Here is a 13,340-nt window from a genome sequence, read left to right as displayed (position 1 = left end):
TAGCATTATTAAAAAGAGAACGGTTGTTCTTTTTTATAGACTATCGTATAATAACAAGCGATTACAAAAAAAGGAGCTTACTATGTCATACAAAAAAAACAAAAAGAACTCAACACCTATTCAATACATCATTGGGTTAATTGTCTGTATTTTATTAGTTATCGCTGGTGTAAAGTCCCCAGATACCTTACTTGATTTTTTACCATTTGATAACAAAGAAACCAGTCAAAAAACTAGTGAAACGATAAAAAAAGATAACCCTGGTCCTATAGAACACGGAAAATCTCGTTTCACATCAGAAGAGTTAAAAAATAGTTCGAAAGGTTGGATTGAATACGGTAAGCTAGATAAACTTGGGAGACCGACTACTGCTAATGCCCTTATCAAACCGAATATGGTTAATACTGGAACCTCAGCTAATCAAAGTATCCGTCCACCAGGGTTTATCTCCGGATTAGAACCCCATAATCATTCACGTGGTCATTTAATTGGGAGACAATTGGGAGGGACGGGAGACCAACTAGAAAACTTAGTAACTCTCTATCAAAATCCAGTAAATACACCCTACATGACCAAGTATGAAAATATGGTTCGAAAAGCAGCTGATTCTGGCGAAACCATTCGTTACAGAGTGGCACCTATATACCAAGGTAATGAACCTATGCCGATAGCTGTGGATATAGAGGGAAGGGGATTGAGTAAGCAATCCAATATTGATTTCTATGTTACAATTGAAAATAAACAATAAATGGATGTGACAATAATGGAAACATTTGAACAATTAGCATCAGAGACAATAGACAAATCACCACAATCTTTTCTAACTCTCGTTAAAGAGAAAAAATTACAACCCTTGACTGATTATTTTATCTTTAATAATGACAAAAATAGCCAACAATTTTATCAATCTCTGGAATTTTTAGCTGACGATGGTATCTGGTCGAAAGATGAATTAGATGGCTACACCTTTATTTCACAAACAATTGATAACGATTATGTACTATCAAATACTGATAAAACATTAGTCATCCCCTACTCATTTTATAAATCAGACAGTGAACTGTTTAACTTAACAGTTTTTGATTTTTTTAAACAAATGGAAGAAGGCATATTACAGTCAAATATCATCTCTATTTAAATTAAAATACACCTTAGACATTAGATGACCTATCTAACGTTTAAGGTGTATTTTTGGTGGAAATTTCAATTCTCTAACTTAGTTTATTTTTTGATAATATTTATTTCACCAGTATCGCTTTTTATCATAAACTCATGACCTTTATCACTGCTATCGCTATTTTTAAAATCATTCCTGATATGCTTACTATTTGATTCTAACTTGAATTTTGGGGCCTTATTATGTTCATCTGAATATTGTACCCACTTAACCACCCCTGAATGACTGATTATTTCACCATTTACTGGAAGATGTTGTGTCACAATAATAGGGGCCTTATTATTATCGACTAATACCTTTCCTTGATTTTCTCTCAAAATCAACTTTCCGTTTTCTATAGCGATTGTCGTTTGTCCTAACTGATTTTCAATCACCACAGTATTATTTTTACTCGTTATATTAGCATTATCTAATGATGTATCAGTCATAACTAACTTACCATCTTTATTGGAAATAGTCCCCTTATCACCATTAATATTAAGAAGATTTGTCAAACCATTAGTTGCAGTAATATTAATATTTCCAACACCATTTTTTATTATACTTTTTCCTTTATTGTTAGTAATCTCAATTGGCGTATCAAATTGGTTAATTAATATATCTGCTTGATCACTAACTACTCTAAAATGTTGACTCTCTATATCTTCTAATTCAATATCACCAGTTTTAATTAATAATTCAATATTCTTAGCATCAATATTTCTTCCTTGAATATCTGCATCTTCAAAATCAAGTAGTAAATTTTTTTCATTATGTTTTGGAATGCTTAGTACTACTTCCAATTCTCCCATAGAAGTAAACATTGATAATGGTGATTTTTCACCCAAATCTAATATTTTCTCTTTTTTACTACCCAAGCGTTTAAGTCCATCTTTACTTTCTTTTGTCATACGGCCTTCAAACGTAATCGTTGGATATTTTTTTGATGTCTGTTCTATGGTTAAATTAACAGGAAAATCGCCAGTTAATGTTAATGATTCTAATGCTTCCTGGTTAAGTTCTATCGCTTCACTTATCCTCTCACCTTTATAAAAAAACAATTTATAATGAATACTATAAACTATAAAAAACGATATAATTATGAAAATTAGTGTAAAAAAAGACATCTTTTTAGTCGATTTGTGTTGCATATCTTTAAGTAAAACTAATCCAAATAAAGAATTACCCAGTATTAATAATATAATAAAACTGACATGTCTGTAGTTAACAATATTCCAAAAAAAACATATAAAACTAGCTATCACTAGGAGCCAAAAGATAATGTTAAAAAATAACATCAAACCATATCTAAAGCGAGACATTTTTTTATATAAACGATCTTTTTTTTCTTGCAAAGCAACTGATGTCACATCCTCAATCGCAACAATATCCGTTTCATATTGCCCGACTTTTTCTAAACGTTTATCTTCATAAAAAGCATCAACTATTGTTTTTGGGGTTCCTAGTTTTGCGAGTATAACCTCTAATTCTTCACCTTGCTCCAATTTTATCGAAATATGTTCCATCATATCTTCTTTTAATTCTTCAAATTCATCTAAATCTTTTTCTAAAAACAATTGTCTCATTTCATCAAAAAAATTATCCATCTTCTCCATTATCTTCCTCCTGACATAATGCTTGTACACTTTCTACAAATAAATTCCATTCTGAAAATAATGACTCTAAATGTTCTCTACCTTTATCAGTTAAAGAATAATACTTTCTAGCAGGGCCACTACTTGATTCTTTTAAATAAGTTAAACAAAATTCTTCTTTTACTAATCGCCTCAAAATAGGATACAATGCCCCTTCTGTGATTGCTATATGTTCATTCATCTTTTGAGTCAATTCATAACCATATCTATCTGTATGCTTTAAAAGGTACAAAACACAAAGTTCTAAAACTCCTTTTTTAAACTGGTTTGAAATTTTCATAATTATTCTAAGAGCCTCCTACGGCAAATATTCCCCCCTAATATTACACGACTTTTAATAAAAGATAAACATGAGAATAAAAAAGCTATTGAACCTTACCCTATTGGTAGATTCAACAGCTAATACATAGAATTAATCAATGACTATTAATTCTTTTGGGTATTCATTTAGCACTTTACATCCTTCTTTAGTCACAACAACTAAATCTTCAATCCGCACACCAACCTCACCAGGCAAGTAAATACCAGGTTCAATTGAAAAAATCATTCCCTCTGATACGACATCTGTGTTACTTGCTGAAACATCCCCAGCCTCATGAACCTCTGTCCCAATAAAGTGTCCAGTTCGGTGTGTAAAATATTTTCCATAACCTTTTGATCCAATATAATCTCTTGCTGCAGCATCAATATCACATAACCTAACACCTGGTTTGATAATATCAATTGCTCGTTTATTTGCTTCTAACACTGTATCATACACTTCTCGACTTTTATCGCTAACCTCTTTATAAAAAACAGTTCGTGTCATATCAGAGCAATAGCCATTTTTGATGCCGCCAATATCCAAAATGATACTGTCTCCTGGCTTAACTTTAGATTCATCATTCATATGGTGAGGATCAGCCCCGTTCGCTCCATAAGCAACAATTGGTTCAAATGAAAAGCCATCATTACCTAGTTTATGATAAATGCTTTCTAAGCGCTTTGTCATTTCTATTTCAGTTAATTCTTCTGGAATCAAGCCAATCAACTGATTCATTGCTAAATCATTATCATGAGACGCTTCAAGCATTTTTTCTATTTCATCGTCTGTTTTAATCGCTCTTACTTTATCAATAACTAAAGAACTTAGAGTGTACTGACTAATTGGTACATCTAACTCTTTCATCACATCTAATAAAAAGTGAGACGCCCAATTTTTTTCAATAGCAATCGGTTGAGTACTATCTAATTCTTTAGCTAACGTTAAAACACCCATTCCTTCATCCGTGTCGTCAACAAAAATGATTGGCATCCCTAATGTTTCTTCAGATATTGGAAACAGCCTATTGATAACTGCAACATGTTTTTTATTTTCTCTTAGGATTAATGCTACTAAACGTTCACCAGGATCAATTAATTGTCCAGTTAAATAAGCGATTGACGCTTGATCTGATACTACTAGTTGTGACAGTTGTTGTCGGTTCATCTCTTCTAATACACGATTCATTCGTTCTTTATTCACTGCACTCGACTCCTTTTCCTTATATAAAAAAACGGTAGAAACCTTCTACCGTTCCATTCATCTTATTGTACTTCAAAACGGCATTGACCGTCTAGATATGTTGCTTCTAAATTCATCGATTTGTCTAAAACAATAAAATCAGCTTGACGACCAGGCTTGATCATACCGCAAACATCATCTATTTTACAGCTTATAGCAGGAACATAACTTCCCATCATAACAGCTTCTTGTGGCGTCGCGATTCCCCAATCCACAACATTTTTAATAGCTTCTTTTAATTTTAAAATACTACCTGCAAGATTTCCTTCTTTCATTCTTGCAGTACCATCTTTGACAGTAACCTCAAATTCCCCTAACATATACTGTCCATCCGGCATACCTCCTGCCATCATGCAATCTGTAATCAATGCCACATGATCACGTCCTGTTGCATCCATTAAGATTTCTGCTGCAGTTGGATGTACATGATGTCCATCACAAATTAACTCTGAAAATACATGTTCTAAACTTAATGCGGCTCCTACCATACCAGGTTCACGGTGATTTAACCCACGCATGCCATTATATGTATGAACAAATACACTAGCTCCAGATTCAACAACTTCTCTTGCTTGATTTATCGTCGCATTGCTATGACCAAGCGCTACAACAACACCCTCGTTTGTCACTTGCTGAACAAACTCTTTAACACCTTCTCGTTCTGGTGCTAAAGCAATTTTTTTAATAATTCCTCCTGAGGCATCTTGCCATTCATGAAAAACTTCTAAGCTTGGGTCTGAAAAATACCCAGGATTTTGTGCCCCTTTATGTTCTTCAGTAAAGAACGGTCCTTCAAAATAAATTCCCTGAATTTTTGCACCCTCTACTTTATCTTTCACTTCACCTACAGTTCTAGCAACTTTTTTTAATCTCTTGTGGTCTGAAGTTAATGTTGTAGGTAAAAAAGACGTTACGCCACAACTTAGCAAGGCTTCCGACATGACTTTAATACCTTCAGCATCATTATCCATCACATCATGATTTTTATACCCATGAATGTGTGTATCAACTAATCCTGGGGCAATCCATTTTCCTGAATAGTCAATTAACTCAGCATTGACATCTGGATTTTCTGTCGTAATATTCCCGAAAACGCCATCATTAATTTCTAAAAAACCAGGTCCAACTTCTCCACTTGCTAAAAAAAATTTATCAGCATAAATAATTTTTTTCATTGCTAACACTTCTTTCTTTTCTTGTATACGTTTAAATTATCACTATTTACTTCATTAGTCAATAATTGGTCTAGATATTTCACAAAAACCACTTTTATTAGTGTACTGTATATTTTTAAATGAATAATAGTTTAAATTTAAAAAGGTTTTTATTCCACATTTTGATTTTTTAATGTTATAATACAGAAATAATTATTACAATGTTTTTTATTTTTGGATGATATGGGAGAGATTAGTATGGATACTAAAGAAAAAGTGTTCTTTAAATGGCAAGGATCCCGCTATGAAGGTGTGATTGAAAAAGAATACGACAATTCTGTTTTAATTGAAGTCAACAATCCCAATGAGGAATTAAAAGATAAGTACTTAGGCCGAATTGTAGTTAGTAAAAAGGATATTAAAAAAAATAATAATGAGGCTGACCCAAAAGTCTTAAAATAGAAAAATCCCATGAAATCAGTTTATTAAAACACTGACTTCATGGGATTTCTATTTTGTTAGTTTAGTGATTTTCATTTAAAAACTTACTTTTGGGTCAGCCTCATTATTATTTTTGTTTATATGTTGATAAAAATGTTTCTAAACTTGCTGTTGCTTTTTTTAGCTCTTCCATTTCTGGCAAATACACAATTCTAAAATGATCTGGTGTAGACATATTAAAGCCTTTACCATGTACAAGTAAAATCTGATGCTCATGTAAAAAATCTAACACAAATTTTTCATCATCTTTTATATTAAATCTCTCTATATCTAATTTTGGAAAAATATAAAAGGCTGCCTGAGGTTTTTTCACTGTTATTCCAGGAATCGCATTTAACGCATTTGTAATATATTCACGTTGCTCATAAATTCGTCCACCTGGTAACAGTAATTCATCGACACTTTGATGACCACCTAGCGCTGTTTGAATAATTTGTTGGGATAATACATTAGAGCATAATCTCATAGATGCTAACATGTTTATCCCCTCAATATAGCCTTGGACATGTTTTTTTTCACCACTAATAACCATCCAACCACAACGAAATCCTGCTACACGATGTGATTTAGATAATCCATTAAACGTTACCACACACAAATCTGGCGCTAAACTCGCAATAGATACATGCTCTAGTCCATCCATTACTAAGCGATCATAAATTTCATCAGAATAGATAATCAATTCATGCTCTCGTGCTACTTTTACAATTTCTAACAACAAATCTTTTGAATACAGTGCACCTGTTGGGTTATTAGGATTGATTAATACTATTCCTTTAGTTTTTGGTGTGATTTTACTTTTTATGTCATCAATATCAGGATACCAATCAGCTTCTTCATCGCAAACATAATGAACAGCTCTACCACCTGATAGCGTAATCGCTGCTGTCCATAATGGATAATCCGGCATTGGTACAAGCACCTCATCGCCATTATCAATTAATGCTTGCATAGACATTGTAATTAATTCACTTACGCCGTTTCCTGTATAGATATCATTAATTGTTACATTAGGAATTTTTTTCAACTGACAATATTGTTGAATAGCTTTTCTTGCTGAAAAAATACCTTTTGAATCAGAGTATCCTTCTGACTCTCTAGTATTGGTAATTAAATCATGAATAATTTCGTTAGGAGCCTTAAATCCAAATGCTGCTGGATTTCCTGTATTTAATTTTAATACATCCATTCCTTTTGCCGTCATTCTGTCTGCTTCTTCTAGAACTGGTCCTCTGACATCATAACTAACGTAATCTAATTTTGATGACTTTTTAAATTGTCTCATCTAATATCCTCCTAAAAAATAACTTGCAACCATTTTTTCCAAATTACACCTAGAATCAGTGGATTGCAAGTTAATTTTTCTTTAAAATAGCATTTTTATGGTGTATTTTTACTTTCCACGGCCGTTGAGGCACCCAATAATTTTCCTGCTGGATCAAGACGGCGTTCAACTAGTCCTAATACCCAATCTGTTATTATAGCCATCAATGCTGTGGGAAGTGCCCCGACTAAAATAATCGCCGTACCATCTGTAGCGTTGGTCCCACGGATAATAATATCTCCTAATCCTCCAGCTCCAACAAATGAACCGATAGCTGTAATCCCTATAGCAACAACTAGTGCATTTCTTATTCCGGCCATTAAGACAGAAATAGATAAAGGCAACTCAATCATCCACAAACGTTGAAAAGAAGTCATCCCCATACCTTTACCTGCATCTAAAATGTCTTTATCAACTTGAGTCATTCCTGTATACGTATTTGAAATAATCGGTAATAGCGAATATAGAAACACTGTAATAATCACCGTATTGACTCCTAAACCAAACGCTAACATCAATAGGGAAACCATTGCAAGCGAAGGGACTGTCTGGATCACATTGGCCGCACCAATTACCCAATCAGCTAAGCGACGTTTTTTGGCTATAAAAATCCCCAATGGAATTCCTACAATCGCTGCGAAAAAAACACCATAGATTGAGATGAGAAAATGACGGACAAATTGAGAAAGAACATACCCACTATTTTGTTGTAAATAGTAGAAAAATTGTTGAATTAAGTTCATATCTTGCATTATTTTTCCTCCTCAAAAAAGTTATTTTCGCGTAAAAATTTTTTAGCAACTGTTTCTGGTTCTAATAAATTATTATCGGCTTCATAATTAAGTCGTTGCATCGTTTTAGTGTCAATCTTTCCAGATAATTTTAGTAGTGCTTTTTTTAGTTCAGGATTATTATTCATCACATCATTGTCAATCACAATACTACCATCATATGGTGGAAAGAATTTCAAATCATCCTCTAAAACGACTAAATCATAACTAGCGATTCGTCCATCAGTTGAATACCCTAGTACCACGTCCATCTTACCTGCTGCTACTGCATCATAAACGAGACCGATTTGCATTGGATAAACTTTTTTAAAATCTACATCATACGTATCTGAAAAAGCTTGATAGCCATCTCCATCACGTTTCATCCAAGATGTGTCTACTCCAGCTGTTAATTGATCAGCAACATTTTTTAGGTCACTGATTTTTTTTAAATTGTACTTCTCGGCTGTTTCTTTGGATACCATGAAAGCATATGTATTGGCAAACCCATATGACGGAAGCCACGTTTGGTTGTATCGTTTGTTAAACTCTTCTGAGACAATTTCAAACGCTTTTTTTGGATCTTTTTCTGCTGGTAGATTAAGTGTTCCACTTAAATCGGTTCCTGTATATCGTCCAGCTGAAATATCTATGTCACCGTTAACCATTGCATTATGTGCAACAGTACTTGTTCCTAAATTATTTATTAACACAACTTTATCGTCCGTATAATGCTCAATCATCTCTTTTACTAAATTAGCTAGAATTTGATTTTCAGTGGTTGCAAGTGATCCCACACGTATAGTTTGATTGTCACTAGTGCCTCCACCTAATCCAGGTAATTCACAACCTGTTAATAACAATAAACCAAATACTAAAGATAAAAATATTTTACGTCGTTTTAATTTCATTAACTGTTTGCCTCCTTCATCTTTGGAGACAATTTCTTTTCTAGTAAACCTAATAAAAAATCACTGATTAACGCTAAAAGAACAACAGGAATTGTCCCACCAATAATCAATTCGGGTTTATAAAGATTTAATCCACTAAAAATTAAATCACCTAAACCTCCACCTCCAATATAAGAAGCTAAAGTTGCCCATGCAATGACATAAACCGTTCCCAAACGAATACCTCGCATAATGGTTGGTAAAGCCAGTGGCACTTCCACCATACGAATTTGTTCAAAATCAGTCATTCCCATACCTTTAGCTGCATCAACCATATTAGGATCGACACTCTTGATTCCTAAGTAAGTGTTTCGTAAAATAGGTAGCAGTGAATAGATAAATAATGCGACAACAGCTGTGGTTTTTCCTACGCCAAAAAAAGGAATAAACATAGTCAGTAATGCAAGTGATGGAATTGTCTGCAATACACTTGCTAATCCAATGATAAAGTTGGCCAGTTTATTAGTTCGTGTCAGAGCAATTCCTAAAGGGACTGCAACAATAACCCCTAATAAAAGAGCAATGCCAGAAATATAGATGTGTTCAAGAGTTTTTACAACTAATTCATTGCCATTTTCTAATAAGAAGGTGTTCATTATGCTTCCTCCTCTTCTACAGACACATCATCTACGGATGAATCATCTTCTCCCCAAATCGTATCATAAACCATATCAACTAAAGAAGAACGTGTTAGAATCCCAACTAATTTTTTATCATCATCTACTACTGGCACATATTTTAAGCCACGTTTTAAAATACGTTGAATGGCATCTCTTAATAGTGCAGTTTGCTTAATATAGAACACATCAAGCGCCATGATATCGCCAACACTAGTTGAGTAACCTCGTTTATCATTTATTGATTCAACATCAATAAATCCTTTTAATACATTATTGCCATCAACCACAAGTAGCGTATCTACACGTTTTTCACGCATCAAACGAATCGCTTGAGACAATGATTTTTCAGGTGTTATTGAAATTGCTCGTTTCATCATAACTTCACCAACCGTAATAAAATCTTGTTGGCTATGCATCAAACGCTCTTCTCCTATCAACTCACGAACGAAATCATTTGCCGGGGTTCTTAAAATATTTTCAGGCGTGTCACATTGAACAACTTTTCCATGACTCATAACTACTATTTTTGTGGCAAGTTTCAGAGCCTCATCCATATCATGAGTGACAAATACAATGGTTTTTCCCATTTTTTCCTGTAACTCTTTCACAAAATCTTGTAAAGAATCTCGAGTAATTGGATCAAGCGCCCCAAACGGCTCATCCATCAAGATAATATTTTGATCTGCAGCAAGCGCTCTAATAACACCAATTCGCTGTTGCTGTCCACCTGAGAGTTCATTAGGATATCTATCAAGCATTTCTTTAGGTAATTCTACTAAAGTAATTAAACGTTCTGCAATATCATTACGCTCTTCTTCAGGCCACTTTAACAACTTTGGTACTAAAGTAATATTTTCTCTAATAGTCATGTGAGGTAGCAACCCAATATTTTGAATCACATAACCAATACTGCGTCTTAAGTCAACTGGATTTTCTTTAGTGATATCTTTTCCGTCAATCAATATTTTCCCAGATGTCGGATCAATCATACGATTAATCATACGCATAGCAGTTGTTTTACCACTACCACTTGTCCCAATAAAACAGATAAATTCACCATCATCAAATGATAAATTTAAATCAGATACGGCCTTCTTATTTCCTTTATATATTTTCGACACATTTTGAAATTCAATCAAAATTTCGCAACTCCCTTTTTATATTGTTTATTTAAGTTTGCATGATCAATTATTCATCCTGCAACTATCATTCATATTACAAGATAAATCAACGTTTTTTCCATTGTATTAACCCTTCAGCACAAAGCGTTTCATTAGTTTTAATTTGATGAACAGTCTCTTGTTTAGTTATCTCTTCAACCATACTTTCAACTGCTTCACCGTAACGAATTTCTTTATTAAATTTGACAATAATCCGTGTTGGAACATGACTTATTAAAAAATCATAACCTAAACTATCCATCATCCAAGCAGGATAGGTGGCATTATTAACATGATGATTGTCATCTATATCCCAGAAACTCACATCAAATGAACGTTTAATAGTAGTTTCATTCATTTCCGGAATCTTTTCTCCTCGTTTGATACGCTTAATTTTTTCAGACTGAAACGGTAAAATCACCTCGTCTGGTACGGCATGAACTTTTCGTGTAGTAACATCCATTAAAGCAAACGTAGATTCCATAAAAGCTAACTCATTTTTATTACTATCATGTAACCAAAAGCGACGATAACAAAAATACTTATTATAACTTTCTGCTTGGGTTGTAACCATCACAACATCACCTGTTTGAGGTAATTTACTAATTTTCAAGTCATGTTGTGTGATAATCCAATTAACATTAAACTCTTTTAATAGCTCTACACCGACACCTAAAGAATCACTTTGATTGCCAGAAGTTCGTATCATCATTTTTATCAACATAGGAATTTTTAATAGACCTTCAGAGTCACAATCATAATATGGAATTGTGTATGTTTCTGTATAAGTATTTGTCATCTTCTCAACCTCTCATATGTTTTTAATCAATTATATCATAAAAACAAAGTTTATTTTCTCATGGCGATTAGGTAAAAAGTATTCTCATAAAACTCTAATTTATTGATTTGTATCTCTTTTACAAGTAAAATAAGACCAATACTAAGATTATTCAGATATTCGTAAGGAAAGTAGGAAGTAAGATGACACAAGAACATAAAGCATTATTTATCATCTTTGGGGGAACAGGAGATTTAGCTAAGAGAAAGCTTTATCCTTCATTATTTCGCTTATATCGAAAAAAAGCAATCAACGAGCATTTTGCTGTGATAGGAACTGCTAGAAGAGAATGGACTAATGAACATTTCAGAGAGGTCATTGCTGAGAGCATTTCAGATTTAAATCCTACGTCAAAAGAACTAACATCGTTTATTTCTCATTTTTATTATCAAGCACATAATGTCACAAATACACATGAATATGTGACTCTTGAAAAGTTAGCAAGCCAACTTAATACTGAGTATCAATTAGAAGGTAATCGTATATTTTATTTAGCAATGGCACCAAGTTTCTTTGGAACAATTGCCCAACATATAAAATCAGAACATATCTTAAGTGATACAGGATTCAATCGTTTAATTATAGAAAAACCATTTGGTACAGATTATCAAACGGCTAAAGAATTAAATGATTCAATCTCAGCAGCATTCACAGAAGATCAAATATTCCGCATTGATCACTACTTAGGAAAAGAGATGGTACAAAATATCTCTGCTATCCGCTTTGGTAATAATATTTTTGAGTCTCTTTGGAATCATCAATACATAGACAACATCCAAATTACATTAGCTGAATCATTAGGTGTAGAGGAACGTGGTGGTTACTACGATAAAAGTGGCGCTTTAAAAGATATGGTACAAAATCATATTCTACAAGTAGTTGCTTTACTGGCAATGGAACCTCCAACAATTTTTTCAGATCACGCCATTCGAACAGAAAAAATTAGTGCTCTTGAATCAATTCGTGTCTATAATGAAACAGAAGTGAAAGAAAATTTTGTTCGTGCTCAATATTCCCGCGGGCATTTAGGAAACAAAGAATTTGTTGGATACCACGAAGAAAAAGATGTCGCCCCTGACTCTTCAACAGAAACATTTGTTGCTGGTAAATTTATGATAGATACTTTCCGATGGGCAGATGTTCCTTTTTATGTACGTACTGGCAAACGATTAACAGAAAAAGGCACACGAATTAATATTATTTTTAAAACGACACCTATTAATATTTTTCGATCTGTAGACCAGTCAGAAACTCTGCCAGAAAATATCTTAACCATTTATATTCAACCAACTGAAGGTTTTTCATTAACATTAAATGGAAAAGAAGTGGGTCCTGGTTTTGCTATGGATCCGGTTAAATTAAATTATCGTCATTCTAGCGAAACGCTTGAAAATAGCCCAGAAGCATACGAAAAACTTCTTTTAGACTGTTTAAAAGGTGATGCCACAAACTTTACTCATTGGGATGAAGTTGCTGCATCATGGAAAATTGTTGATGTCATCAAACAAACATGGGATAAGAAGCACACACCAATACCTACTTATCCTGCTAGAACCATGGGACCAAAAGAAGCAACTGAACTCTTAGAAAAAGATGGACGTTCATGGGTATGGCAACCAGATCAATGGTACAAAGAAAAAGAATTATTATAGTAAAAAAACCAATGACA

The 13,340-nt window shown here is 33.5% G+C and carries 14 protein-coding genes; 4 read left to right on the top strand and 10 right to left on the bottom strand.

All coding sequences use genetic code 11. The annotated features are described in order from the left end of the window. Positions 1-82: 82 nt before the first annotated feature. Positions 83-748, top strand: a complete 666-nt coding sequence (locus JNUCC83_RS01575; RefSeq protein ID WP_454460507.1) for a DNA/RNA non-specific endonuclease — start codon at positions 83-85, stop codon at positions 746-748. 15 nt (positions 749-763) lie between these two features. Further along, positions 764-1,138: a hypothetical protein gene (locus JNUCC83_RS01570; RefSeq protein ID WP_454460506.1), complete on the top strand. Its 375-nt coding sequence runs from the start codon at positions 764-766 to the stop codon at positions 1,136-1,138. Between the two features lie 83 nt (positions 1,139-1,221). Here JNUCC83_RS01570 and JNUCC83_RS01565 read toward each other — a convergent pair whose 3' ends face one another. The 4 genes from JNUCC83_RS01565 to nagA form a co-directional block, all read right to left on the bottom strand. Continuing rightward, positions 1,222-2,772 (bottom strand): DUF4097 family beta strand repeat-containing protein, encoded by a 1,551-nt coding sequence (locus JNUCC83_RS01565; RefSeq protein ID WP_454460505.1) that lies wholly within the window; start codon positions 2,770-2,772, stop codon positions 1,222-1,224. After that, a complete protein-coding gene (locus tag JNUCC83_RS01560) occupies positions 2,756-3,091 on the bottom strand; it encodes a PadR family transcriptional regulator (protein ID WP_454460504.1) in 336 nt (111 codons plus the stop codon). Before JNUCC83_RS01560 ends, JNUCC83_RS01565 begins: the two co-directional genes overlap by 17 nt. Positions 3,092-3,223: 132 nt before the next feature. After that, the gene (locus JNUCC83_RS01555) at positions 3,224-4,315 is read right to left on the bottom strand and encodes a M24 family metallopeptidase (RefSeq protein WP_454460503.1); all 1,092 of its coding nucleotides are present in this window, start codon (positions 4,313-4,315) and stop codon (positions 3,224-3,226) included. 62 nt (positions 4,316-4,377) lie between these two features. Further along, on the bottom strand, positions 4,378-5,529 hold the full coding sequence (nagA, locus tag JNUCC83_RS01550) for an N-acetylglucosamine-6-phosphate deacetylase (protein WP_454460502.1): 1,152 nt from the start codon (positions 5,527-5,529) through the stop codon (positions 4,378-4,380). Positions 5,530-5,766: 237 nt separating this feature from the next. Between nagA and JNUCC83_RS01545 the strand changes: the two genes are divergently transcribed. After that, positions 5,767-5,970: a DUF2187 domain-containing protein gene (locus JNUCC83_RS01545; RefSeq protein ID WP_454460501.1), complete on the top strand. Its 204-nt coding sequence runs from the start codon at positions 5,767-5,769 to the stop codon at positions 5,968-5,970. Positions 5,971-6,076: 106 nt separating this feature from the next. On the opposite strand, the gene JNUCC83_RS01540 is transcribed toward JNUCC83_RS01545, so the two are convergent. The 6 genes from JNUCC83_RS01540 to JNUCC83_RS01515 all read right to left on the bottom strand — a co-directional run bounded on the left by JNUCC83_RS01540 (position 6,077) and on the right by JNUCC83_RS01515 (position 11,632). Beyond that, positions 6,077-7,294: a pyridoxal phosphate-dependent aminotransferase gene (locus tag JNUCC83_RS01540; RefSeq protein WP_454460500.1), complete on the bottom strand. Its 1,218-nt coding sequence runs from the start codon at positions 7,292-7,294 to the stop codon at positions 6,077-6,079. 95 nt (positions 7,295-7,389) lie between these two features. Next, a complete protein-coding gene (locus JNUCC83_RS01535; RefSeq protein ID WP_454460499.1) occupies positions 7,390-8,085 on the bottom strand; it encodes an ABC transporter permease in 696 nt (231 codons plus the stop codon). Beyond that, positions 8,085-9,014 (bottom strand): osmoprotectant ABC transporter substrate-binding protein, encoded by a 930-nt coding sequence (locus JNUCC83_RS01530; protein WP_454460498.1) that lies wholly within the window; start codon positions 9,012-9,014, stop codon positions 8,085-8,087. Before JNUCC83_RS01530 ends, JNUCC83_RS01535 begins: the two co-directional genes overlap by 1 nt. After that, complete coding sequence (locus tag JNUCC83_RS01525; RefSeq protein WP_454460497.1) at positions 9,014-9,649, bottom strand: ABC transporter permease; 636 nt, start codon at positions 9,647-9,649, stop codon at positions 9,014-9,016. Before JNUCC83_RS01525 ends, JNUCC83_RS01530 begins: the two co-directional genes overlap by 1 nt. Then, positions 9,649-10,812: a betaine/proline/choline family ABC transporter ATP-binding protein gene (locus tag JNUCC83_RS01520; protein WP_454460496.1), complete on the bottom strand. Its 1,164-nt coding sequence runs from the start codon at positions 10,810-10,812 to the stop codon at positions 9,649-9,651. The genes JNUCC83_RS01525 and JNUCC83_RS01520 overlap by 1 nt, the downstream gene beginning before the upstream one ends. An 88-nt stretch (positions 10,813-10,900) precedes the next feature. Next, positions 10,901-11,632, bottom strand: a complete 732-nt coding sequence (locus JNUCC83_RS01515; protein ID WP_454460495.1) for an acyl-[acyl-carrier-protein] thioesterase — start codon at positions 11,630-11,632, stop codon at positions 10,901-10,903. Between the two features lie 182 nt (positions 11,633-11,814). On the opposite strand from JNUCC83_RS01515, the gene zwf reads away from it, so the two are divergent. Further along, positions 11,815-13,323 carry a glucose-6-phosphate dehydrogenase gene (gene zwf / locus JNUCC83_RS01510; RefSeq protein ID WP_454460494.1) on the top strand — a complete coding sequence of 503 codons (1,509 nt, stop codon included), beginning with the start codon at positions 11,815-11,817 and terminating at the stop codon, positions 13,321-13,323. The last annotated feature ends 17 nt before the right edge of the window (positions 13,324-13,340 follow it).

This window comes from Vagococcus sp. JNUCC 83 (genome assembly GCF_053667615.1).
This window is presented reverse-complemented; position numbering and strand designations above follow the sequence as displayed.

Coding starts and splice junctions, on each gene's coding strand:
- JNUCC83_RS01545 (WP_454460501.1), top strand. CDS start 5,767: ATGGATACTAAAGAAAAAGTGTTCTTTAAATGGCAAGGATCCCGCTAT.
- JNUCC83_RS01535 (WP_454460499.1), bottom strand. CDS start 8,085: ATGCAAGATATGAACTTAATTCAACAATTTTTCTACTATTTACAACAA.
- JNUCC83_RS01515 (WP_454460495.1), bottom strand. CDS start 11,632: ATGACAAATACTTATACAGAAACATACACAATTCCATATTATGATTGT.
- JNUCC83_RS01570 (WP_454460506.1), top strand. CDS start 764: ATGGAAACATTTGAACAATTAGCATCAGAGACAATAGACAAATCACCA.
- JNUCC83_RS01540 (WP_454460500.1), bottom strand. CDS start 7,294: ATGAGACAATTTAAAAAGTCATCAAAATTAGATTACGTTAGTTATGAT.
- zwf (WP_454460494.1), top strand. CDS start 11,815: ATGACACAAGAACATAAAGCATTATTTATCATCTTTGGGGGAACAGGA.
- JNUCC83_RS01575 (WP_454460507.1), top strand. CDS start 83: ATGTCATACAAAAAAAACAAAAAGAACTCAACACCTATTCAATACATC.
- JNUCC83_RS01530 (WP_454460498.1), bottom strand. CDS start 9,014: ATGAAATTAAAACGACGTAAAATATTTTTATCTTTAGTATTTGGTTTA.
- JNUCC83_RS01560 (WP_454460504.1), bottom strand. CDS start 3,091: ATGAAAATTTCAAACCAGTTTAAAAAAGGAGTTTTAGAACTTTGTGTT.
- nagA (WP_454460502.1), bottom strand. CDS start 5,529: ATGAAAAAAATTATTTATGCTGATAAATTTTTTTTAGCAAGTGGAGAA.
- JNUCC83_RS01565 (WP_454460505.1), bottom strand. CDS start 2,772: ATGGAGAAGATGGATAATTTTTTTGATGAAATGAGACAATTGTTTTTA.
- JNUCC83_RS01525 (WP_454460497.1), bottom strand. CDS start 9,649: ATGAACACCTTCTTATTAGAAAATGGCAATGAATTAGTTGTAAAAACT.